This is a genomic window from Ewingella sp. C233, from assembly GCF_055407225.1.
On record NZ_JBUZRI010000001.1, the window covers coordinates 1,182,133 to 1,206,457 of the forward strand.

Annotated in this window: 18 protein-coding genes; 2 read left to right on the forward strand and 16 right to left on the reverse strand. The window is 53.4% G+C overall.

Annotation, left to right across the window (positions count from 1 at the left end; genetic code table 11):
• Positions 1 to 241: 241 nt before the first annotated feature.
• A complete protein-coding gene (gene xylR / locus ACZRKO_RS05420; RefSeq protein WP_463736204.1) occupies positions 242 to 1,420 on the forward strand; it encodes a D-xylose utilization transcriptional activator XylR in 1,179 nt (392 codons plus the stop codon).
• Between the two features lie 86 nt (positions 1,421 to 1,506).
• Here xylR and ACZRKO_RS05425 read toward each other — a convergent pair whose 3' ends face one another.
• The 14 genes from ACZRKO_RS05425 to ACZRKO_RS05490 form a co-directional block, all read right to left on the reverse strand.
• Complete coding sequence (locus ACZRKO_RS05425; RefSeq protein ID WP_463736205.1) at positions 1,507 to 2,259, reverse strand: GolD/DthD family dehydrogenase; 753 nt, start codon at positions 2,257 to 2,259, stop codon at positions 1,507 to 1,509.
• Positions 2,256 to 3,584 carry an MFS transporter gene (locus ACZRKO_RS05430; RefSeq protein ID WP_463736206.1) on the reverse strand — a complete coding sequence of 443 codons (1,329 nt, stop codon included), beginning with the start codon at positions 3,582 to 3,584 and terminating at the stop codon, positions 2,256 to 2,258. The genes ACZRKO_RS05425 and ACZRKO_RS05430 overlap by 4 nt, the downstream gene beginning before the upstream one ends.
• A 350-nt stretch (positions 3,585 to 3,934) precedes the next feature.
• Positions 3,935 to 6,259: an alpha-xylosidase gene (gene yicI, locus ACZRKO_RS05435; RefSeq protein ID WP_463736207.1), complete on the reverse strand. Its 2,325-nt coding sequence runs from the start codon at positions 6,257 to 6,259 to the stop codon at positions 3,935 to 3,937.
• Positions 6,260 to 6,346: 87 nt separating this feature from the next.
• Positions 6,347 to 7,717, reverse strand: a complete 1,371-nt coding sequence (locus tag ACZRKO_RS05440) for a glycoside-pentoside-hexuronide family transporter (RefSeq protein WP_463736208.1) — start codon at positions 7,715 to 7,717, stop codon at positions 6,347 to 6,349.
• 206 nt (positions 7,718 to 7,923) lie between these two features.
• Entirely contained in the window at positions 7,924 to 8,997 is a 1,074-nt protein-coding gene (locus ACZRKO_RS05445; protein ID WP_463736209.1) for a sugar ABC transporter substrate-binding protein, read from the reverse strand.
• A 209-nt stretch (positions 8,998 to 9,206) separates the two neighbouring features.
• Entirely contained in the window at positions 9,207 to 9,977 is a 771-nt protein-coding gene (locus ACZRKO_RS05450; protein WP_463736210.1) for a fimbrial biogenesis chaperone, read from the reverse strand.
• Complete coding sequence (locus tag ACZRKO_RS05455; RefSeq protein WP_463737477.1) at positions 9,974 to 11,218, reverse strand: fimbrial protein; 1,245 nt, start codon at positions 11,216 to 11,218, stop codon at positions 9,974 to 9,976. Before ACZRKO_RS05455 ends, ACZRKO_RS05450 begins: the two co-directional genes overlap by 4 nt.
• Before the next feature lie 68 nt (positions 11,219 to 11,286).
• Positions 11,287 to 13,821: a fimbria/pilus outer membrane usher protein gene (locus ACZRKO_RS05460; RefSeq protein ID WP_463737478.1), complete on the reverse strand. Its 2,535-nt coding sequence runs from the start codon at positions 13,819 to 13,821 to the stop codon at positions 11,287 to 11,289.
• 55 nt (positions 13,822 to 13,876) lie between these two features.
• Positions 13,877 to 14,596 (reverse strand): fimbrial biogenesis chaperone, encoded by a 720-nt coding sequence (locus tag ACZRKO_RS05465; RefSeq protein WP_463737479.1) that lies wholly within the window; start codon positions 14,594 to 14,596, stop codon positions 13,877 to 13,879.
• Between the two features lie 102 nt (positions 14,597 to 14,698).
• Positions 14,699 to 15,238, reverse strand: coding sequence for a fimbrial protein (locus ACZRKO_RS05470; protein WP_463736211.1), 540 nt, complete (start codon positions 15,236 to 15,238; stop codon positions 14,699 to 14,701).
• Between the two features lie 144 nt (positions 15,239 to 15,382).
• On the reverse strand, positions 15,383 to 19,066 hold the full coding sequence (locus ACZRKO_RS05475; RefSeq protein WP_463736212.1) for an ATP-binding protein: 3,684 nt from the start codon (positions 19,064 to 19,066) through the stop codon (positions 15,383 to 15,385).
• Positions 19,041 to 19,670, reverse strand: coding sequence for a response regulator (locus tag ACZRKO_RS05480; RefSeq protein WP_463736213.1), 630 nt, complete (start codon positions 19,668 to 19,670; stop codon positions 19,041 to 19,043). The genes ACZRKO_RS05475 and ACZRKO_RS05480 overlap by 26 nt, the downstream gene beginning before the upstream one ends.
• 234 nt (positions 19,671 to 19,904) lie before the next feature.
• Complete coding sequence (locus ACZRKO_RS05485; RefSeq protein WP_463736214.1) at positions 19,905 to 20,525, reverse strand: glutathione S-transferase family protein; 621 nt, start codon at positions 20,523 to 20,525, stop codon at positions 19,905 to 19,907.
• Between the two features lie 134 nt (positions 20,526 to 20,659).
• Positions 20,660 to 21,043 (reverse strand): GlpM family protein, encoded by a 384-nt coding sequence (locus ACZRKO_RS05490; protein ID WP_463736215.1) that lies wholly within the window; start codon positions 21,041 to 21,043, stop codon positions 20,660 to 20,662.
• Between the two features lie 287 nt (positions 21,044 to 21,330).
• Here ACZRKO_RS05490 and ACZRKO_RS05495 point away from each other — a divergent pair, with 287 nt between their 5' ends.
• Positions 21,331 to 22,542 (forward strand): serine hydrolase, encoded by a 1,212-nt coding sequence (locus tag ACZRKO_RS05495; protein ID WP_463736216.1) that lies wholly within the window; start codon positions 21,331 to 21,333, stop codon positions 22,540 to 22,542.
• Between the two features lie 83 nt (positions 22,543 to 22,625).
• Here ACZRKO_RS05495 and ybjG read toward each other — a convergent pair whose 3' ends face one another.
• Both ybjG and ACZRKO_RS05505 read right to left on the reverse strand, forming a co-directional pair.
• Entirely contained in the window at positions 22,626 to 23,231 is a 606-nt protein-coding gene (gene ybjG / locus ACZRKO_RS05500; RefSeq protein ID WP_463736217.1) for an undecaprenyl-diphosphate phosphatase, read from the reverse strand.
• Between the two features lie 334 nt (positions 23,232 to 23,565).
• The gene (locus ACZRKO_RS05505) at positions 23,566 to 24,300 is read right to left on the reverse strand and encodes a class I SAM-dependent DNA methyltransferase (protein WP_463736218.1); all 735 of its coding nucleotides are present in this window, start codon (positions 24,298 to 24,300) and stop codon (positions 23,566 to 23,568) included.
• Positions 24,301 to 24,325 lie beyond the last annotated feature (25 nt).

The window sequence follows — 24,325 nt, forward strand, 5'->3', positions numbered from 1 at the left end:
CTGCAGGTGCGTTGTCTGCGTTAGCTCACCACCGTCACTTACCTGAGTAAGTTCCTGGGGATTCTCTCACTTGCCGCTTTCCTATAGCTTGAAATCTCTCTTCAGGAAATACTTACTAAGTGTTAAACAAAGTGAGTTTTTACTGCAACGCGGAGGAGGTTGTGATATTGAGCTACCTCTTACGAGTTGTGGTGAGGACTACCCGGCTTATTTTTGCGTAAATTATCGTTGAGAAACAGGCATGTTTGAAAAGCGTTATCGCATCACTTTGTTATTTAATGCCAATAAAGTCTACGACCGTCAGGTTGTTGAAGGCGTCGGTGAATATTTACAGGCGTCTCAGAGCGACTGGGACATTTTTATTGAAGAAGACTTTCGTTGTCGCATCGACAACATCCGCGACTGGCTTGGCGATGGTGTTATCGCTGACTATGACGATCGTGAAATTGAGCGGGTGCTGAAAGGTCTCAATGTGCCGATCGTGGGCGTGGGCGGGTCATATCACCGTGAAGAAGATTACCCGCCAGTACATTACATCGCGACTGATAACTATGCGCTGGTGGAAGCAGCATTTATGCACCTCAAAGAGAAGGGTATTAATCGTTTTGCCTTTTACGGTTTACCTGAAGTTGGGGACAAACGCTGGGCGCAGGAGCGCGAACATGCATTCCGCCAGTTGGTCTCTGCGGAGCAGTATCAGGGCGTGGTTTATCAGGGGATGGAAACTGCACCAGAGAACTGGCAGCATGCGCAAAACCGGCTGGCCGACTGGGTACAAACCTTGCCACAGCAAACCGGAATTATTGCGGTGACCGATGCTCGCGCGCGTCATCTTTTACAGGTATGTGAACATCTGGATATTCCGGTGCCGGAAAAACTCAGCGTAATTGGTATTGATAACGAAGAACTGACCCGCTACCTGTCCAGGGTAGCACTGTCATCTGTGGTGCAGGGGACGCGGCAGATGGGCTATCGCGCGGCCAAGTTATTACATCAGTTGCTGGATGAGCGGGAGTTACCGTTACAACGCATTCTGGTTCCGCCGGTAAAAGTCATGGCGCGGCGCTCAACGGATTTCCGCTCACTGCGTGATCCTGCGGTTATTCAGGCCATGCATTACATTCGTTATCACGCCTGCAAGGGAATCAAAGTCGAGCAGGTATTAGACGCGATTGGTATTTCCCGCTCTAACCTTGAAAAGCGTTTTAAAGACGAAACAGGCCAGACCATTCATGGCGTGATCCACGATGAAAAGCTGGACAGGGCGCGTAACCTGCTGGCCGCAACATCGATTTCTATCAATGAGATCTCGCAGATGTGCGGCTACCCATCATTACAATATTTCTACTCGGTGTTTAAGAAAGGGTATGACATGACGCCGAAAGAGTACCGTGATAAGCATGGCGAAGTGATTTACTGAGTTAAAATTAACAGCCCCTGAATTTTTAGGGGCTGGTATTATTTGAATGCCAATATTGAAGGTTCTGTAGAAAAAGCTATAACCCATTAAACGATGGTATATCCACCATCGATAATAATATTTTCGCCAGTGACCATTCCGGCTTTTTCACTGACCAGCCAGGCGACCGTTGCCGCGAGTTCATCCGGCATTGCAAAACGTCCTGCAGGAATTTTTGCCTTCATCAGTGTCGCTCTTTCACCTTGCCAGTATCGCTTACCTAATTCAGTCTCCACGACGGTAGGTGAGATAGCGTTGACGGTAATACCAAATTTCCCCCATTCCGCAGCCAGAACTTTTGAGGCTATCACTAGACCCGCCTTACTGGTGCAGTAGGCTGCGTGGTTCTCTAGCGCTATGATGCTGGCTTGTGAAGCAATATTGACAATACGCCCATAGCCCTGTTCTATCATATATTTCCCAGCGGCCTGCGACAGAAAATACGGAGCGGTCAAATTGATGAGCAGTGTAGTGTCCCAGCTCTCCTTTTTCACTTCAGTAGCCGCTTCGAGGATGCCGATCCCTGCATTATTCACGAGAATATCAATACGTCCATAGCGTTCGACAACTTGCCTGACCAGTGCTGGGATTGCTTCGATATCAGACAAATCAGCGACAATACCAAATCCATCACCTGGCAGATCTTTAGCCTGGGCAACAACTTGCGGGTTTTTATCGACCATGATCACCGTGGCACCCAATTGACTCATCAGCTCGGTGATCGCCAGACCAATACCTGCCGATGCGCCAGTGATTAAGGTGACTTTCCTTTTAATACCAAAAAACTCATTGATGTTCATTTTGTATCCTTAATAGACAGTGCAGCCATATTATTTTCAGTCATTGCTGTTGGGATATGTCGCGGCTGAGGGTTGCGGATAAACCAGGTAAGAACCCCTCCTGCGAAATACAGTACTGAATAGCAGATGACTACCGTTTTGATATCAAAAGAGGCACTGAACAGCACTGTAGCGATAGCCGGGCCGATGAAGTTGCCGATACCGCCGCCGAGGTTTTGTACCGAGATGGCAGCCCCTTTGTGATCAGGGGCCAGCATAGGAAATATGGCACCCATGGGAACAAAGGATGTGATAGTCAACGCTAGCAGCAAGGCAAAAAAGATAGCGATACCAAGATTGGCTGGGAAGTACAATGGCATGAAATAAAACAGCAAGGTGGTGATTGTACAACCAAAGAACCCAACCCAACGCATCTGGAATAACCAACCAATGCGGTCGCCTATAATTCCCCACAACACATTGGTAACGGGTTGAACAAGGAAGAAAATGCCCCAAATTCGCATCCATTGTTCAGGCGTAAAGCCAACCGCAGCGGAGGTATAATGCAGTGGCATAAAGATAGGAAACCCAAACAGAGCCATATTGCAAAGAATGCGGATAATCAAAGACAGGAAAATATCTTTATCTTGAAAGATCAATGTGACCCCCCGGCTGATTTCCAGTATTTTTTCGGATATGGGAGAGTGGGTTTTGTTCTGTGAATTGATGTCTTTTAACGTTAATAAGGCCACTGCGCCGCCGACGACTACCCAGACCAGCGACATCCACAAAGTGGCAATAAAACCGATCAGGGGAATAGTGACACTGGGAAGAAATGACGCGATGATACCGTAGCCGATGGTAAACATTGACCATATCCAACCCGTAGCTGAAGCCAGTCGGTGTGAGGGGGTTCTTTGTACGACCAAAATATAAAAAGCATAAAAGAACAAAGGATAAGCGAAGCCACGTAAAGCATAGAACACCAAAATGAGCGGGTAGTTTTTGGCGGCCAGACCAAAATGAATAAACAGCACGTGAAAGACCACCCACCAGATTACGCCGAGTGCCATGATTTTTCGCGGGCCATAAATTTCACTGATTCCCCCGGATAACCAACTGGCAATAGCCGCAGTAATAGCATATACGGTAAAAACCATAGCGCTTTGTGAAACGTTAAAACCAATATCAATAATGTATTTTGATAAAAAGGCTAATTCGACGCCATCACCTGTCATAAATATGGCAATGGCAATATAACCCCAGAAGAGTTTTATTGGCATGCCAAAGACAATTTTTGATAATTCAGATGGGCCTTCAGTGGCGGGTTGCGATAGCATTTCCATTTTCGCTGACTCCTGATTTTAAATTCTTGTTAGGATAAGTAGCGAAATCAGTATAAAAAATATTAAAAATAGAACCTTTCTCTGATTGCCAGTTATTGCTTAGATTTGGCAATGAGAAGTGACTGGTAGTGCGATATTTCACAATTTAACTATTTATTAATCTAAACCGGTATTTTGTTCATAGAGAAATGCGGGTCGCAATCGCAATAGGGTATTTCACCTGACAACACGAAACGGAAAATACAGTAACATTGCAATCGCTTGGGGTGAGGAAAGGGTAAGATAGAAAAAATGGACAAAAAAACCCGCAACAGAGGTCTATTGCGGGCGGGGAAAGCGTTTAACTCTATTTAGAGTCTTATCGTCACACTGGCAACACTGTCTCCAGGCTGAATCAACAGCCCATTGGTATGCAGGCTATGAGATCCTCCTATAATATCTTCCGCTTTATCCCTATTACGTAAACAGAGAGTCCAGTGACTTGCGTTGCCATTCGAGGTGACAGTTATCACATTGCCATTGCGCATTGCCGTCAGTGTGAAAATAATATTGCCTTGTAAGTCAGTCAGATGACTTTCAACCGTGACGCCATCATCCAATTCAAACAGATGGAATTCAGGACGGTCGCTATAGTCGTAATCCGGTTTCTGGTTATTGCTGCCGAGCGCCAGTAGTGTATTCGGGCGCACATACAGCGGCAGGCTGTTAAAGCCGTGCTGCTGACGGTGCCAGCGGGAACCCTCCATCACGTCATTGTTGAGCAAGTGTGTCCAGCGGCCTTGCGGCAGATAGAAATCTACATCGCCTTGCTCACTGAAGACTGGCGCAACCAGCAGGTCATCACCGAGCATGTACTGACGGTCGAGGTAGTCACAGGCCGGGTCTTCCGGGAACTCCAGCATCATGGCGCGCATCACCGGCGTTCCATGAATGGCGGCCTGTGCTGACGCCGGATACAGATAGGGCATCAGACGGCATTTCAGCTCGGTGAACTCACGCACCACATCGCACGCTTCGTCATCATAAACCCAAGGCACGCGGTAGGATTTACTGCCGTGCAGGCGGCTGTGGCTGGAGAGCAGACCGAAGGCGCACCAGCGTTTATAGATATGCGCAGGCGCCGTGTTTTCGAACCCGCCGATGTCATGGCTCCAGAAACCAAAGCCTGACAAGCCGATAGAGAGCCCGCCGCGCAGGCTTTCGGCCATTGACTCGTAGGTAGCGTAGCAGTCGCCGCCCCAGTGTACCGGGAATTGTTGTGCGCCGACCGAGGCCGAGCGGGCAAACAGTACCGCTTCGGATTCACCCAGCTTTTCTTGCAATGTTTCGTATACCAGCTTGTTATAAACAAAGGCGTAGTGGTTGTGCATTTTCTGCGGGTTACAGCCGTCATGCCATACTACGTCGGTCGGAATGCGTTCGCCGAAATCGGTTTTAAAACAGTCAACACCCATGTCGATTAAGCGTTTCAGATGCCCTGCGTACCAGGCACTCGCCTCCGGGTTAGTAAAATCAACGATAGCCTGTCCTGGCTGCCATTTATCCCACTGCCACACCCTACCGTCCGGGCGTTTAAGCAGGTAGCCTTTCTCTTTACCTTCTTTAAACAGCGGCGATTTCTGCCCGATGTACGGGTTAATCCACACGCAGATCTTCAACCCTTTCGCTTTGAGGCGTGTAAGCATACCTTGTGGATCCGGGAAGGTTTGCGGATCCCATTCAAAATCACACCACTGGAAGGCCTTCATCCAGAAGCAGTCAAAATGGAAAACGTGTAGCGGCAGGTTGCGCTCGGCCATCCCGTCGATAAAGCTATTCACCGTCTGCTCATCGTAATTAGTGGTGAACGAGGTCGTCAGCCATAAGCCAAACGACCAGGCCGGAGGCAGTGCAGGGCGGCCGGTCAGGCGGGTGTAGCGGTCGAGCACTTTTTTCGGCGTCGGGCCGTCAATCACGAAATATTCCAGATATTCACTTTCGACGCTGAACTGCACTTTCGAGACTTTCTCGGAGCCGACTTCAAACGACACGGCTTCAGGGTGATTCACCAGTACGCCGTAGCCACGGTTAGTCAGATAGAACGGAATATTTTTATAGGATTGCTCAGTACTGGTTCCGCCGTCGCGGTTCCATGTTTCTACTGTCTGACCATTTTTAACCAGGGCGGTAAAACGCTCGCCGAGGCCATAGACCGTCTCGCCAACGCCTAAATCCAGGCGTTCCATCATGTAGTTTTTACCGTCGCGGATGTTTTGCACATAGCCGTTGGACTTGGCTACGCTGCCGGTGATCCGCTGGCCGTGACGCAGGAAGTCCAGCGACCAGTTCGCCCCTTTGGTGACACGTACGCTAAGGTCTCCGCTGTGCAGAGCGGCAAATTCGTCCGTCTCCTCGAGGGTCACTTCATGCTGCGACTCGCCAATCAGCGGGTAATCCGGACCGAGATCCAAACCGCCATCAAAATGGGTAATGCGCACGCCAATGACACCGCTTTGCGGTGAGAAAAAGCGCAGGGTAAACAGCGGAGTATCCAGCTGATTTGCGCGCTCACTCGCCTCGCGCGGGGCGGCATAGACAATCATATCGTTGCCTGACTTCTGCACCTCTGAAACATAAAGCGGGTGCGTTAGTGTCAGGCCTTCCTGTATCAACCAGTTACCATCACTGATTTTCATTGCTCTCTCCTTTACCCTTCATCCTTTGGGTTGACTCAGCGTTCAGCCCAAAGGTTTTCGGGGCTATTTAGTAAATAACTCAATAAATTACTTCATATATTCTTGCTGATTGCGGCGGATACCCTGCGCCACTTCATCGAGGATCCGGCGCAGCAAAGGCGTGCGCAAAATGTAGAAGCGTTTGCAGATGATAGCGCTGAGCAGATAACAGACCGCCGGCACCAGGGTGAACAGGGCAATGATGCTGGTCATGGTGGCGGGGTTCTGGGTAGCAGCACCGGACTGATAACCGGCACCTGCCAGTACCCAGCCGATAAGCGCGCCAGCCAGTGCCAGGCCCAGTTTCAGGACAAAAAGGGTGCCTGCGAAACTGATGCCGGTCAGGCGTTTTCCGTCATTCCACTCGCCGTAATCGACGGTGTCGGACATCATCACCCACTGGATTGGCGTCACCATCTGGTGGAATACGCCGATCACAAAGATGAAGATAAACATGGTGATGCTGGCGCTGATAGGCAGGAAGAACATCAGCACGCTGAGTACAGCCAGAATGGCGTTAGTCCACCAGAAAACGCTGACTTTGCACTTCCAGTCGGTCAGCGGTTTAGCCAGCGCGCTGCCGAACAAGTTACCGACGGAATACGCGGTGAGGAACCAGACAAACAGCATCGGATTGCCGAGGATATAGGTGACGTAATACATCATTGCGCCGCCGCGCACAGCGACCGCCACGATATTGAGAATGGTCAGCAGGCCGACAATGCGCCACTGATCGTTATGCCAGATATCACGCAGATCTTCGCGCATCGTACCGGTCGGTTTCCCTTCACCCGTGACGCGTTCTTTGGTGGTGGCAAAGCAAATCGCTAACATGATGATGGCCACAACAGACAGCACGGCGATGCCGCCCTGGAAGCCGAAGGCTTTGTCTTCACCGCCGATAAACGTCACCAGCGGCATCATTAGCACGGTACTTAACATGCCGCCTGCGGTTGCCAGCACAAAGCGGTAGGACTGGAGGGAAATGCGCTGAGTGGGGTCAGCCGTTATCACGCCGCCAAGGGCGCAATAGGGGATGTTAACCACGGTGTACATCAGCGTCAGCAGCGTATACGTGATGGCGGCATACACCATTTTTCCGGTCATGCTCAGATCTGGACACGAATAGGCGAAGACGCAGACAATACCGAAGGGAATGGCGCCAAACAGTACATAGGGGCGGAATTTTCCCCAGCGGGTGCGGGTACGGTCGGCCATCAGCCCCATGCACGGGTCTGAAATGGCATCCAGCGCGCGGGCCAACAGGAACATAGTGCCAACATATCCGGCAGGTATGCCGAAAATATCGGTATAAAAGAACATCATGTACAGCATGACATTATCAAAAATGATATGGCTGGCTGCATCGCCAAGGCCATATCCGATTTTTTCCTTAACCGACAGAATCTCTGTGCTCATGAACTCAATGTCCGTATTTATAAGATGAGCTTAAGGTTGTAACGGTTGAGGCGCAAAGGAGCTATTGAGATTTTTAGTTCTGAAATTACGTTTCTTTATTTCTGTGATCAGAGAGAGGATCGGGCGGGGGCAGAGTGGTAAATCTGTTACAGAACAGCCCCTTTCGGTTCACAGAAAGGGGCTGGGTACGGAAACAACGGTGTGACTTATTTCTTATATTTCGCTTCCAGCGTAGCAAACCATGGTGCGGTAAAATCTTCAGACTTGCCCCAGCCCGGAATGATTTTACTCAAACCGTTCACGTTAATGCCACCGGTCTGGCTTTGCAGCAGGGCCTGCGGGATGGCCTGAGCCGGGAATTCATAGGTCGCAGGCGTGGTTTCTCCGGCGATTTTCAGCGCTACAATACGCAGGTTAACGGCACCGATCAGCTGAGTGTCCACCGCAGCAGTAATTTTCCACGGGCTGCCTTCTTCGCGCATCATCTGCAAATCCTGGTTGGACGCATCGATACTGTAGAGTTTAATTTCAGTGCGGCCATTTTCCTTCAGGGCTTTATAGGCGCCCTGGCTGAAGGCATCCCACGCGCCCCAGATAGCATCAATCTTGCCTTTCGGATATTTGGCTAAAATAGCACCGACTTTGTTGGCGGTATCGCCCTGAACGTCAGAAGAAACGGCACCGATGGACTCCAACTGATGAATGCCTGGGTTCTGCTTCAGAATTTCTTCGTAGGTTTTTTGACGGCGTTCCATCGGCGGGAAACCGGCTACCCATAATTTGACGATGTTAGCTTTGCCATTGAAGTCTTTCACCAGCTGGCCGACGGAAGTGCGGGTCAGGGAGGCGTCATCCTGACGGGTTACGGTCACGCCCGGAGTGTTGTCCGGCACTTCGGTATCAAAGACGGAAACCGCGATGCCCGCAGCAGTAATGCGTTTCACCAGTTCAATGGAGTAAGGGCCACGCCCCTGCGACAGGATAATGCCGTCATATTTCTGGCTGATGGCCTGATTGACGAAATCCTGGAATTTGGCGTCGTCGCCGTTGCTCAGGAATGTGTCGACTTTAAAGCCCAGTTTGCGGCCCTCTTTGATGGCACCGGCTAAAAATTGGGTGGTGTTGTCATCGGAACCCAGATTGCGGATCACCGCAACGCGAACCGGACCAGCGTGCTGTGCAATCACAGCAGGAACGGCGGCCAGCGTGGCGTCGGCTGCAAAGACAGGTGCTGCAGCGAACAGACTCAGAACCAGTAAAGAGGCGGATATTTTTTTCATTAACTACTCCGGCAGGGCAGCGAACGCGATTTCGCAAGGTGGTTTTTCGGGAGCTCAACAGGAGCCACCCAATTATGAGGATGTACAGAAGTCTGTCTGTCCAGACGGCTATCTGTCAAAGCAGTCTACCCAGTTGTTAATAAATAGGGAATGCTATGTAGTTATTATATTTAGTACTCGCCTTATTCCTGTTTGGAATAGCCAGTCCGTCACAGCACGCTTGAACGGCTGAGTGTCACAACGCTTTTTCTCCCCGCGCCGTCATCGTCAAATAACACAAATTCGAGACGGGCGGGGGTAGCAGGCTGGGCAGCCAGCGGGGAACTCAACCGGTAGTCACGCTCACTAAAGGGTGCGGTCATCATGTCCATTTCCTGCGTTAAGGGATAACGGGCATCGCCTGCCACGACAGTCATCTGGCCGAAAGAAGCATAAAAGGCCGATTTGTTGTGACAACGTAACAAATAGTCATTGCCCTGTTTTACCAGCGAAAACTGTAAATCATTGGTGATACTGTCATGCTCTCCGCTCAAAGCCGCCGGGCGGTAAAACACCTTCATCTGAGTATTCATCGCCATCGCGACATGGGCATCAGCCCGAGAAATTTGCGGGTTTTTCGGGGGGATTTCATACAGGTTGAGCCAGAACACAGATTCCCGGTCAGCGGGCAACGCCCTGAGCCGTGCATCCTGTTTATTAATCACCCGGAGTGCCTGTACGGCGGCGGGCTGCATACGAAATACAGCGGGCAGCGGAATAAAAGGCGCACCGGCCTTTTCCGGCGTGCTGTCCGGTGCGCCGTTATCAATCCAGGTTTGCACCATGACCGGATAGTCATTGGTGTTGGCGAGGATCACCGACAGCGCCTGCTGCTGCTCCGTCATGATAAGGCGGGTCGAGGAGGCGATAATGCCAGCCTGAACGCGCTCCGGCAGCAGCATCACTGTGAGTGCGACCAGTAAAAGGGTTACCTTCCTCATTGTACTTTCACCAGCACGTAGGCTGTGGCGTCTACGCGTCCTGCCACTGGCGTCTGGCCCGGCAGCTTCTCAAGGATCGCCATATAGTCGCGCACATAACTGGTGTAACCGGACGCTGCGCTGCCGGTGGCGCTGGCGTTGCTCAGCACCGGATACCAGCCCGCGTTGATTGCGCTGGTACAGTTTCCCTGACAGCCGCGCCAGCCGACAAAATTCAACGTGGCACCGCTGCTGTCCTCCAGCCGGATACCCACGCCGCTGGCGATATTGCTGCTGCCATAACTATCCGAAAGCAGATAACTGACACCTCCGGCGGCATTCACCAGCCCGAGCTTTTGCGCCTGAACATAAGCCGGCAGGGAAGTCTGAATGCCGATAGACGTCTGGCCGCTGCTGATCCCGGAGACGGTGCCATCCTGACATTCGACTTCCACACTAAAGGGCGCGCGGCTGCTTCCGCCGCTGTTGAGATCGCTCACCGAAACGGTGGGCAGCAACACATAGGGTGTGACGTTACGCACTGCACAGGTGTTTTTGCGCGTCAGGGTCGCAACCGGGGAGGTATTCATACCACACGCCATGTAACGGCCTGACCCCCACGTCTGATAGTTGCTGGCACTATCTAATCCTGCTTCCGGCACCGGCATTCCCGGCCCTTTAAAGACGACATAGCCGTTGGGCTGGTTGCAGTTATAGGCACCGGTCCAGGTGGCGGCGGCAGGCCCGGCGCAGCCCCAGCTGGATGGCCCCGCGGTGCGGTCAATATTGTCGGTTTTGATAAGCTCGGCACGGATCTGGCTGAAATGCTTGCCCTTGATCTGAATTTTATTGCCTACGATGTCGTACTTTTTCAGCGCCACCTGTTTCCAGATGCGGGTGAACTCCTGCCCGGAATCCATATGGATCAGTTTCAGTCCGGTGTAGGGGAAATAGGTCTGGAAATAGTTGTCGCCCAGATTGGTCCAGCCGCCGACGTTGCTGTCGCCGTTGGTGGCAAAGACTTCGAAAATATTGTCTGCATCGGCCAGATCGCACTCGTAAATCACCGCCTCCGGGTCGCTCCAGTACTGTGCGGGCACAAGACTTATTACCGACGTCGCCAGCAGGCTGCCGGTCGGCTGGATGTAGTTGTTGGTCATATTGATATTGCCAAAGCGTAGCGAGGCACCGTAATTGTCACCGCCGATATTACGGCCTTTCCACTGACAGTTGGCGCTGGCATTCAGGCTGAAACCCGCCATCAGCAAGGTGAACAGCAAGCCCCGAAAGGCAGGCAGAGGGTGAAACATGATGTTCTCCAGTTCTCAACTCAGCCGGGCATGCAGGCGGCGCTGAGGTTAATGATGGGCTGATCCTTGGCCGGATGGCCGAGGTCATAATCGAGGTGGCAACGCTCCGTGCTGCCGTCACCCCATTTGAGCGTCAGGCGGCCTTTCAGGGTGGCGGCACGCAGGTAGGCCTGTCCGGCCTGACCCACCATTCCTACCGACGCGCCTTGGGCATCGAGCACGTCTGCGCCCATCGGCACCGTGTCACCGTCCGGTAAATGGGTGGCGATCAGCACCGGATAACCGGTCAGGGTACGGAACGTGATTTTGACGGCGGAACCGGCAAAAGGCGCCACACGGCGCTGGCCCTCCTGTAACTCGGTATTTTGCGGCATGTCCTGCGGGTCCAGCGTGACGGTGTTATAGCGGTAGGGCGTCAGGGTGGGCACCAGCGCGTAGCCGAACCGGTCAATGCTGGCACCCTGTCCATAAAGCACTTTGGCACCGGTGGCGCCTTTGGCCTCGACCAGCGCGAAGGTATCGCTGAGGTAAGGCCCGAGGGTGACGCCGCCGCGGTGAACAGCAACCGCGCCGCGTGCGCTGGCCGAACTCTGCCAGTAGCTGCTGCCTCGCGATGCACTGGCACTGAGGCTGGTCAGCGGCAGGCGTTTTTGCAGGCTGCCACTCCAGGTGTTTTCGCCACTCTGTTGCTGGCGGGCGAATTCAGCGCTGTAGCTGAGTGACTGATCCTCCCCGCTGACGCCGGACAGGGAGGTCTGATAACTCGCCCCGTTATTTTTACTGTTAAACATGCCCGCTGAAACATAAGGCGCAGACGGGCTGCTTCCGAGCGGGAATGACAGGCTGATCTGCGACAGGGTTTCGGTCTGGTTTTCTCCGGTCGCGTTGCTGGCGTTCCAGGTCGGCGTCAGGTCATCGGTATTGCTCACCGATGACCGGCTGCTGCTGGTACGCTGGCGGGTGACGGACAGATTGAGCGAGACGTTGTCCCAGATAACAGCCGAATAGCCGAACTGCATCTGTGTATCGCGCGAGCGGTCATCACGGTAGTCCTGCGACGAGGCCGACAGGTAAACCGAGCCATAATCCTGCAAACTCTGGTTGAGTGACACTTCAAGGCGCGAACGCTGTAAATACGTGGTGGACGCCTGGCTGTTGCCCTGTGCCCGCAGGGCCAGCACATCGTTTAAATCCCGGTAGCCTTCGGTGGAATAGCGGTAGCCCGCCAGCGTAAAAGTGGTACCGAGTGGCTGAAACGAACGGCTGTAAGAAGCCCGCATCATCCAGCCGTTTTGATGATCACCGTCCGGCAGGTCGGCGCTGGAGTAAGTGGTGTCCAGCCCGAAAGCCCCGATGTAATGGGTAAACACGCCGCCGAGCATGGCTGCCTGATAGCCGTCGGCGACCCGCAAACCGCTGTTAAGGGTGAAGGGGTTGCTGATGCCGCGTTGAAAGGTCAGTTCGGTGAAAGGTTCGTTATTACCGGTATCTCGGACGCGTCCCGCGGCGAGCGAATAGCGGTTCAGACCGGGGCGAAGGGAGTCCGGCACGGAGGCAAACGGTACGCGAAAGCTGCTGATGCTGCCGTCGGCTTCTTTGACGTTTACCTGAAGGTCGCCGCCATAGTTGGTGGCAGACAGGTCATCAATCTGAAAAGCGCCGGGTGGCACCGTAGTCTGGTAGATTGCGCGGTCATTCTGATACACCGTGACGCGTGCGTTGGTTTTGGCAATGCCCCGCACCACCGGCGCATAGCCGCGTAGTGAGTCAGGTAGCATGCGGTCATCGGTGGAGATCGCGACGCCACGGTAGCCCAGGCTGGAAAAGAACTGACCGCCGGTGTAAGTCTCCCCGGCAGTCAGTTCGCTGCGCCAGTCCGGCAGTGCGCGCTGTACATAACGACGGTTGCTTTCCCAACGGTTACCGCGTGAGTCACTACGCAGTGCGCCGTCCTGGCGCAGCCGCCACAGCCCGACATTCACACCGCCGTTCAGCCCGACATAGGCGGAGTCTACCCGCCGCTGACCGCTGCCGTTGAGCGAATCAACGTGGTACTGATTGGCGTTGTAATTGAGAAAACCGATGCTGGTGCCGCTGTCGAGATTGCGCGGATCAACATAGCCGCGGGGCAGTACGGCCACCCATTTTTGCGGCACGCTGAGGTTCAGGCGCAGCTGGCTGAAATCCAGGCGGCTGCTGCTGACGGGCAGCGTGGCATTCAGATCCAGACAATGGCCCTGTATCACCGGCTTCGCCAGTGCCTCTTTTTTCACGCCTGCTGCCAGCAAAATGTCGGCGGAAAAACAGGCGTGGGTTTCGTTACCCTCCTGCTCAAAAACCATTTCAAGGTGACGGACAAAGTGGTCATTGAGGTATAAATCAACCTGATAGTTGCCCGGCTCCACGCTGTCAATTTTGTTGAAACGTGAAAGCGTGCCGAGACCCAGCGGGTTGCCGCGCAGCAGATTATCGTCAAACGTATAGTCGTCGGTTTCGGCCATTGGGCTGGCCTGTGCCAGCGTCAGCTTGAACAGCAAGCAGGGCAGCGCGGTCATCAACCACCATGGCTTCAGTTTCACACCGGGGATCCTGTCGTGGCATTCACGATTTTTACAGGGTGAATGTTGAGGTGACGTTGGCGCCATAGTCATTGACCAGAATCAGGCTGATGACGCTGCCTTTGGTGGCCCCGGCCGGCAGCGTCAGTTCGGCGCTCGACTTAGGGGCGATAATCGCCGCAAGGGCAAACGCCAGTGGCTTCCCCTGACGTTTCAATAGCCCGTTACGCAGATTGACAAAGTAGCCGGTCGGATTAGTGACGGTGATCATCCCTGGTTTGCTGGCTGAAAAAGTGACGCTCAGCTGTTCGCCGAGCTTGTCGACGTCACCCTGCAAGTTTTTAGGGCGGTAGAACAACTTCAGCCTGTTATTGACGATCAGCACCAGTTTGTTCTGACTTTGGTCGCTGCTTTTCATGGCCGGGATTTGCAGGAAATTCAGGTAAAAGAGAGATTCGCGGTCTTTTGGCAAAGGTGCGCCAGGGAAACTGACCCGCACCACCTGGCCGCTGTGCGCCTCCATGCGAAATATCTGTGGCGTTACGAGGAACGGCGTGGTGGCTGCACCCTTTGCAGGAACAGCCTGACCATTGTCTACCCACATCTGCACCAGATTGGGGTGGTCATCTTTATTATTCAGTTGCAAAACCTTGTCGCGGCTTCCCTCCTGATAGATGACGCGGGTACCTGTCATGACGACGCTGGCATGAGAAGCAAAACTGGCTGTAGCCAGCACGAGGCAGGTGGCAATCAGGTGTTTGATAGTGATCATCATGGACATTTCCTTTTGGTGTAGATCCCGGCACCCACACTGAATCCAAGCTGCACTGTATTGAGTGCAGCTTTCAGTCAGACGGTCTGTGAAAATCAGCGATCAGGGATAGGTAATGGCGTACTGGGTGGTGGCCATAACGCTGCCAGGGGTAGCGGATCCGCTTTCTGAGATGTACTGCACGGAGAGATCTTGCGACGCTGTGGATGCGCCCGTTTTCAGCACAATACCGGGGACCTGCACCATACCGGCGGATAAATTGACCGGATCGCCTTTCGGGTCAAGCAGCTGAATGGCCACATTGGTCGCGGTGCCGGTATTACCCAGATTCCCTGCCGTGGTGGTGTTCATGCCCTGAAAGACCGAGCTGATGTTGGTATCAGACACCGCCGCAGAACATCCGGTCAGGTTGATGGTAAAGCTGGTTAAACCTGCAACGTCATTCGGGCTTTTCAGATCTGAGGTGGCGACTGTCGGCAATAAAACTACCGGTGTATTGGCCGTTCCGTTGATATCGACGACGCATGTTTGATCGGCCACTTCACCCTGAAACTTCAGCGTGTTGTTTGACGTGCTCGCCAGCGCTGAGATTGAAAACAGTGGCAGAAGCAAAAGAACCAGTGCCAAAAAAGAGGACTTCATAGTGTTCTCCGGAGATAGGGGGGAGGTGAAGATTTTATCGTTGTGAGGCACAAGTGTAATAAGACAGGGCGCGTACTGATATCAGAGGCGTCTCCGATATCGGTACGAAATTTCTGACAGGGAGGAAAGAGGCGAAATAAAGCCTCAGAAAGGCGGGGTGTTGAGATGGCGTGCAAGTTGTTGATTCAATTCGGTGAAGCGTACCTGCCACTGACGCCAGCGAATACCCAGTTCGTCAGTCTGTCCGGTTTCGATCAGCATCTCCATCTGTTCGCAACCGGTAAACAGCTGCTGTGCGCCCAGCATCGCGGCGCTGCTTTTGATGCGATGGATAAGCCGGGCCGCGTCGCGCAAATTGCCTTTGCCCATGGCGTCACTGAGCGCGGCACCGTCGGCCCGGTTGCTGTCATACAGCGATTGCAGCAGCTTATTTTGTGTCTGTTCATCGCCCCCGGATAACTGACGGATGGCGTCGCGGATCGACGGTACCGGTGATGCGATCGTGGCGGCTACAATGGGTTCAGGCGCGCTGAACATTCCCAGTTCACACAGACAGTTTTGCAACGCGTCCAGCCCGATGGGCTTGGTCAGACAGTCATCCATGCCTGCATCAAGGCATTGGATCCGCGCTTCCGGCCTGGCGTCGGCGGTGCAACCGACTATCGGAAGATGCGCGATATCCGGGTCGAGGCGTACGGCCTTCGCCAGCGCATAGCCGTCCATCACCGGCATACTGCAATCGGTCAGCAGCAGATCAAAGGTCTGGTTGCGCAGTTTATCCAGCGCCTCGCGACCCTCTTCGGCCATCGACACTCGGGTAATACCCAGATAGGCCAGTTGCTGGCTCAACAGCTGGCGGTTAGCCGGCAGATCATCCACCACCAATACCCGCAGGGCATGATGGCGGAACTCGTCTTTCGTCGCCGGGGTGTGCTCTGCCATCGCTTTCGCCGCGCTGGCATCCACGTGCTCCTGATGGGCGACGCAGAGCGGGAGGGTGACATAGAGCGAGGTGCCGCTGCCGGGTGCGCTCTCCAGCTCAATGTTGCCGCGCATTTTTTTAACCAGCTGGCTGGAGATCCACAAACCCAGCCCCGAGCCGCCAAAGCCCGGTTCGCGCTGGTCGCGGGCCTGACTGAAGGGCTGAAACAACGTTTCCTGCGCCTGCTCGGAAATACCGATGCCGGTATCGGTGATATCAATTTGCAGTTCACCGTTTTCAATGCCGAGCGGGTGCCAAATAACGTCTACCGAAACGTGCCCGTGCCGGGTAAATTTCAGCGCATTGCCGAGAAGATTACTCACCACCTGACGCACGCGCAGCATGTCGGCCATCAGCCAGGCGGGCATGTCTTCATCGACTGAGCCGTTAAAGGTCAGCCCTTTTTCCTGTGCGATAGGCTGGTAGAGCGTAAACAGGCGTAACAGTTCCTCGCGCAGCGCGACAGGATGCGGCGTCACCTGCAACTGACCGGCTTCAATCTTGGCAGAATCAATGATGTCATCGAGCAGGCGCAGCAACGAATGGGCGGAGGCGGAGACTGTGCCGAGCGTTTGCCTGTTTACCGGGCCTCTGCCGCGGATCTCCAGCTCCAGCAGGCCAAGGATCGCATTCATGGGGGTGCGCAGTTCGTGGCTGATGGTGGCAAGGAAGGTGCTTTTGGTGCGGTTGGCGCTCTCCGCTTCAAGGCGTGCCGACTCAAGCTGACGCTGAACGGTTTTACGCTGGCTGATATCTTCCCAGCCGCCGAGCAAGCTCTGTTCTTTATTGCGCAGGGGGATCACCCACAGGAAAACATCCCGCTGTTCGCCCAGAATCTCCACACAGTGATCCTGTAAATACGGCTTATTGCTGGCCTGAACTTCGCGGCACAGCTGGTCGAGCATACGATCCAGTGCGGTATTCATCGGCCAGGGTGCGGTTTTACCGCTGCCGTGTAAGAGCGTGGTCAGATTTTCTGTGCGGGCTTCGGCAAATAAGGGATTGAAGGTCGCCAGCTCACCAGCGGCGGTGCGGATAAACAGCGCAAAAGGGACGCCATCGATCAGGGATTCCTGCAACAGCAGATGACGGTGCAACTGCGCCGCCTGACGGCGTTTGCTCCAGACCACGAAAAGGAGCCACAGCGCGCCAAGCACCAACAGCACGAAAGAAACCTTCAGCAGGTTCAGCACGTTCTGGTAGGTTTTGTCCTGCGGAACATAGACCACTTTGGGCTTGAAAGAGCTCCATTCGCTAAGCTGCTTATCGAGATCTTCGGGCGGGATAGATTCAAGTACTTTGTCGATAATGGCCTTGAGTTCCGGCATCGAATTGTTGACCGCAAACGCCAGCTGAATCGGCGTTTCACCCGCAACGGCGACGATTCGGGTGTCGCCCAGCGAGGACTGTGACGTCAGAAAGTTAGCGGTTAGCAGGTTATTCAACACCGCGTCCACTTTTCCCTGATCCAGCCAGGCCATCAGGGTTTTATTATCCGGTGCGTAAAAGTAGTCAATGCTGGCTGCAAGCTGCGGGTTAGTGATGATATCTTGCGAAATCGTACCCGACTGCACGCCGACCCGTTTTCCCGCTAAGTCATTATTGTTATTAATGTCGGTCCGATCGCTGCGCACCATAATACCCCACAGCGTTTTGGCAAACGACGAGGTGTACAGTGAGGTGGCATTGCTCTGAATATTGACGCCGACACCGGGCAGCATGTCGATTTTCCCAAGCTGGAACAGCCGCATTCCTTCGCCGGTATCCTGCACATAAACGGGATTGAATTTGATGCCGGTCCGGCGGGTGATGGTGTTCATGACATCAATCGACAGGCCGTTCATCTGGCCGCTATTGCGCTCACGAAAGGCCAGCGGCGCCAGATCGGCAGGGGCGGCGTAGTTGATGACCGGATGCTGCTGGATCCAGCGCAGTTCCTGTTCGGTCAGCAAAAGTTTGTCATCCACATTGTAATGACTGCGCCCGCCAAACCAGCGCTGCTGGATATCACCGGTGGCCCGGCTCGGCAGCAGTTCGAGGATCAAATTGAGATAACTGAGCAGCTCTGCATGACTTTTACTGGCGATGAACGTGTAGGGCGGCTGGTGGTAGGGGGCGAAATTACGGATTTGCAGGGGTTGCAGCTGTAGCTGATCAATCAGATAGTTGGCCGCAGTCGCGTTGCTGACAAACAGGTCGGCATTGCCGTAGGCCACAGCCAGCAAACCTTGCAGCTGGTTCGGGTAAACCGCCACGCTGTCGGCATGATAGTTCTGCAAAAACTCAGGGGACAGAGGCTCATTGTTGGCAATCGCCACCACTTCAGGGTGACGGCGCTGATTGGGCTCCCAGTTGCGCGTGCGGACTTCTACATGCCGGTTGGTGAAGAAGGCATGTGACGCGATTTCACCCTGCTGGGGTAAAATTGGCGTCCCGGCCATCAGGTCAATCTTTCCGGCCTCCAGCGCCGCCAGCACTTGTGCGTAGTCACAATAACCGACTATCTGAAAGCTGAGGCGGCTCGAATCGCCGATGATTTTCAGGTAGTCGGCCACAATGCCCTCCACCGCGCCGTCATCGCGATGAATAACCAGCGGGGTGTTGGCTTCCAGCACCACGCCGACGCGAACCGCTTTACCACGGGTATAGGCGGAATCAAATTCAGTCGGCAGAACCAGTTCATCGCTGTAGCTGTTTGCCAGACTGTGTAGCGTCTGAAGAAGGCCGACATCGCAGCTATTTTCCTGCGCGGAGGCAGTATTTGCCCACCCAAACGCCAGAACTAACCCTACAGCAACGCAACATACAACACGATGCACGCTACACCAGGTGATGTTCGTGGGCATAATTAGCCAGTTCAATCACAGAGGTGAGGCCGAGTTTGGTCAGAATGCGGGTTTTATAGGTGCTGACGGTTTTGTTGCTGATAAATATCTCATCAGCAATCTGCTTATTGGAAAAACCGTTGACCAGATAACGTAATACGTTGATTTCGCGAGACGTGAGACTGTGGGCGCGGTCGAGGGGGTCATTGGTGACGGAGTTGCCCGCCAGCAGATTAAGGGCTTCGGACGGGAAGAAAGCATAACCGCGCAGAACATTCTGGGTAGCAAACAGAATGTCATTAATGTCTTTATTCTTGCTGATAAAGCCGTTGGCACCGGCCTGAATGGCCCGGCAGGCGTACACCGACTCATTTTTTGCCGACAGGAACAGCGTGCGGGTATTGGGATAGGCTTTCTGAATTTTCTTGAGCAGCGCAAAACCGTCATAGCCGGGAAGCTCGATATCGATGATCGCCACATCCACCGGATGAACGGCCAGCATATTGAGGCCCTGCTGGCCATCAATGGCCTCATAAATATCAGTAAATTCCGGAGATTGCGTGAGCAGCGCGCGGATAGCAACGCGAATAGCCGGGTGATCGTCAATAATTAATACTGAGCTCATAAATTCATCCTTGTTTTAAACGTGAGTCAGAAGGAACGTCGTGCCTGACGTCTGCGAAAAATCCTATATTTTGATTTATTTTCATCCACTGAGCCGCAGGGTGCAAGAGATTAATATGTTTTATGAATGAATGAGGTGTTTTTTCGGTTCAATATTGATTGAAATTATGGTTGTGCGAGGGGGAGCATTTACTGCTGGAAGCCGGATGCGGCTGCATCCGGCGGCGAGTCATGGCTAACTCAGTGGGATCATCACCCGTTTGCGATAAGCCGGACGCTGGGTCAACTGCTGATACCAGCGCTCAAGGTGCGGATGCGGCTGACGTTCAATATCCAGCCCAAACCACGCATACGCGAAGCAACCCATAGGTATATCGCCAAGACCAAATTTTTCCCCTGACAGCCAGGTCTGTTTGGCGAGCACGGCATCGATCACGGCCCACTGTTTCTCAAAAGCAGCCATACCGGTTTTCACTGCCGCCATGTCGCGCTGATCTTCAGGGGTGCGCACCAGATTAATAAATACCTGACGGAAAGGGACAGGCAGTGAGCTGCTTACCCAGTCCAGCCATTTGTCTGCCGACGCGCGCTGGCGGGCATCGCTGCCCCAGAATGTCGGGTTGCCAGAGCGCTCAGCCAGATAGCGCAGGATGGCGTTTGACTCCCACAGAATAAAATCGTCATCCTGTAGGCAGGGCACCAGCCCGTTTGGATTGAGCGACAGGTAGAGCGGTTCGCTGAGTTTACCGTAGGCACCGCCCGCGTTGATCACCTGATACATCTCACCGAGTTCATCCAGCAGCCATAACACTTTCTTCACGTTGGTCGAATTTTCTCGACCCCATACCGTCAGCATGTTTATTACTCCCTGAATGGGTTGATTTATTGAGATATTTTAAAAACAGTTCGCAGAGACTATAGGCGCGAAACGCACTTTATGCATCCGGGTATCACCGCAGGCAGCGTTGCCTGATGGGAAGCTGGGACGGCTCAGGCATGGAAGCGGCTCCACAGGGTGATAAGCAACCACGCTGCCAGCGACCAGCAGACCACGGCGCTCAGCAGGGCGTAGGGCAGTTTCATCCCGCCGATGAAAAAATAGAGTGAAATCAAATACACCATGTAAGGGATAACCGCCCACAGTCCGAAGACGATGGTGGTGCGCAGGGCGTCAATGCTGCGTTCTGTACCGACGATGTAGTGGGCAATCAGGGCAAACGTTGGGAACAGCGGCAGTAAACCGGCGATGTAATAATTTCGTGTTTTCGACAATATTGCGATCGCCACCACCATCAGTGCGCCAATCAGTGCTTTAATTATCAGTCCCGTCACGCCGTCTTCTCCGCCGCTTAGCGCTGAACGTTGAGCATTCATTGTGGATAAGCGTCTTATAGTTATCGATAATTATTCATTACAGGGGCACAAACTTGCCCGACTCGGGACGTGCGGTCAATACGTGACCACAGAATAAAAAATGCGCGTGAAAAGCCCCAAACGGCAGAAATGAGGACTATTCTAACAATCTTTACACTGCAACGGTTTCTTCGCGGCGTATAAACCGGTAGGTTTTAACATCGGCGAACTTCTTAATCGCAAGTCGTAAAAGCTGTTTGAAAGATAAGATAAATTTCAGTTACCCGGACAAAAGCGCTGACAAACCTATGACAATCTCTCCTAAATTCCAACGGACCTTTCTTTGTGCGCTCGGTGGCGGCGTCATGCTGCTGGCGCTTCCTGCTGCTCAGGCAGATACCAACCCGGCTGCTCCGCAGATTAACGCTAAATCCTGGGTGCTGATGGATTACAACAGTGGCAAGGTACTCGCTGAATCAAATCCTGACGCCCGCCTTGACCCCGCCAGTCTGACCAAAATCATGGTCAGTTATGTGGTCGGTCAGGCGATTAAATCCGGTAAAGTGACGCCGGATGACATGGTCACCGTAGGTCAGGATGCCTGGGCAACCGGCAATCCAGTACTGCGCGGATCCTCGCTGATGTTTCTCAAACCGGGCGATAAAGTGCCGGTTTCTGAGCTAAACAAAGGCATTGTGATTCAGTCGGGCAACGACGCGAGCATTGCGCTGGCCGACTATGTGGCGGGCAGTCAGGACTCCTTCGTCAACCTGATGAACCGTTATTCCCAGCAGCTTAAGCTGGAAAACACCCATTTCAAAACCGTTCACGGGCTGGATGCCGACGGACAGTACAGCTCAGCCCGCGATATGGCGCTGCTGTCACAGGCCTTGATCCGCGATACACCGGAAGAGTACGCGCTGCACAAAGAGAAAGAGTTTACCTTCAACCATATCCGCCAGATTAACCGCAACCGTCTGTTGTGGAGCACCAATCTGAACGTGGACGGCATCAAAACCGGTTACACCTCTGGTGCGGGTTACAACCTGGTCTCTTCCGCCAGCGACCCCGGCGGGATGCGTCTGATTGCCGTCGTGATGGGCGCGCCCAGCGATCGCATTCGTTTTAACGAGAGTGAGAGTCTGCTGACCTGGGGCTTCCGTTTCTTCGAAACCCTGACCCCGATTAAAGCCGGCGATGCGTTTACCAGCCAGCGTGTCTGGTTCGGCGAAGACAAAATGGTGCCGCTCGGCGTGGCCGAAAATGCGTCACTGACCACCCCGAAAGGCCAGCTGAAAAATCTGAAAGCCAGCTTCACGCTGACCAACAAACAGCTGGAAGCGCCGCTTGCGAAAAATCAGGTGGTTGGTACGGTCGACTTCAGTCTGGATGGTAAAGTGGTCGATCAGCGTCCGCTGGTGGCATTGAAAGAGGTCAAAGAGGGGGGATTCCTCAGCCGCATCTGGGATTTCGTGATGATGAAAATTACCGGCCTGTTTGGATCGATTTTCGGTAAATAAACCGTCACATAGCGTCTGACGGAAACAATAAAAAAGGCTTTGCATGATGCAAAGCCTTTTTCTTTTCTAACGGGTGCAAACTTTTAGCCACGTACCCAACCTTTACGGATGAGAATCGCAAAACTGAAGCGATAGAGCTTATCCAGTCCGCCGGAGATCTGCTCTCCAAACAGATTCCACACCAGCTGCGCAAACAGACAGCCGAGCATTCCAACCAGCAATCCGCCCAGCATATCCATCGGCCAGTGTACGCCGAGGTAAACCCGTGACCAGGCGATGCCCAGAGCGGTCACTGTCAGCAGTGCGCCAGACCATAAGCGATGCCAGCACAGGAAGGCGATAGCAAAGGTAAAAATAGCCGTGCCGTGGTCACTCGGAAAGGAGTCGTCCGGCGAATGGTGCAGGAAATTATAGCCAAAGCCTTCGACAAACGGGCGTGCGTGCGGGAAGAGAATAGACAGGGTTTTTGCGGTGGTCATGGCGAAGCCGAGTGCGATCACCGTTTTGGTCACCAGCGTGCGCTGGGAGGCGATCTGTTCATGTTGCCCCCAAAGCCACAAACCGATGATCAGCAATGGCACCACCATTATCATGTCATTAGCCATAAAAGTGGCGAATTTGATCATCGCCGGGGACGACGCAGGCGTCGCATTAATCCAGGTAAAAAGCAGGTGGTTTAACTGTTCCATGCCTGATCCCTTAAAATATCTGTCCGCAACATCTGTACCCTCATCGTAAGTATCGGCCAAAGCGAGGCCGCAAAATATTCCAGTAACTTATTGACTACACATCTGCAAGCCGCTTCAACTTTAGTTTGTGCAGGCAGCAGGGTAAACGGGGATTATCTGAATATTCCGCTCCATTTAAGCGCGGTATAGTTTCACGATGAAATTAAGGGTACAGACAGGAAATTAAGAAAGCCTTAAGGCACGCGGGAGGACCAGCCTCCCGACTTGAAAAGTCTGTTATGCGAAACGTTTTAAGAAAGCGGGTAAAACAGCGGAGCAAAGATACAGCAGGGGATTAGCGTGGTTTTTGTGCCGAAAGCAAGAACATCATCGGACGTTCTGTCTCTTCACTCAGCGCCGGTGTGGCGGCCAGTTGCTCAGCCGACGGACCCCATTCGTCAAGGTGGGTTATCACAAATCCGGCCCCGATCAACAGATTGATGTAGGTCGCCAGTTTACGATGCTGCTTGATGACACCTTCCGCAAACCAATGGGTGATGCGTTTGCCTTCCTGCTGATAACCATTGACTGGCCAGACTTTCTCCCCGTTTTTGCCGATGATCCAGCCGGGTTGCGATGGCGTGGTGAAGATCGGGTGCTCTGCGGAAAAGACAAAATGACCGCCCGGAACCAGTGACTGATATACCGTGGCAAACAGCTCAGGCAACGCCTGAATATAATGCAGCGTCAGCGAACTGTACGCCAGTGAATAAGTTTCGGTAGGCAGTTGCAATTGCTCCAGATCTTCTCGGCGGTATTCGATAGTGGGATCTGACGTCATACTGCGGGCTTTATTAAGCATTTTTTCAGACACATCCAGCCCCAGCACCTGCGCGGCACCCTGTTCGCGCACATTGCGGCAGAACCAACCGTAACCACAACCGAGATCCACCACTTTCGCGCCGCGCACTTCGGGTAGCATGGCGTTAAGCGCAGGCCATTCCGGCGCGCCATCAAGGCCCTTAACCGAGCGGTTAAGTTGCGCATAACCCTCGAAAAACGCTTCATCATCATAAATATTTTGCGTCATGTTCATGACTCCTTTAAAAAGTTAT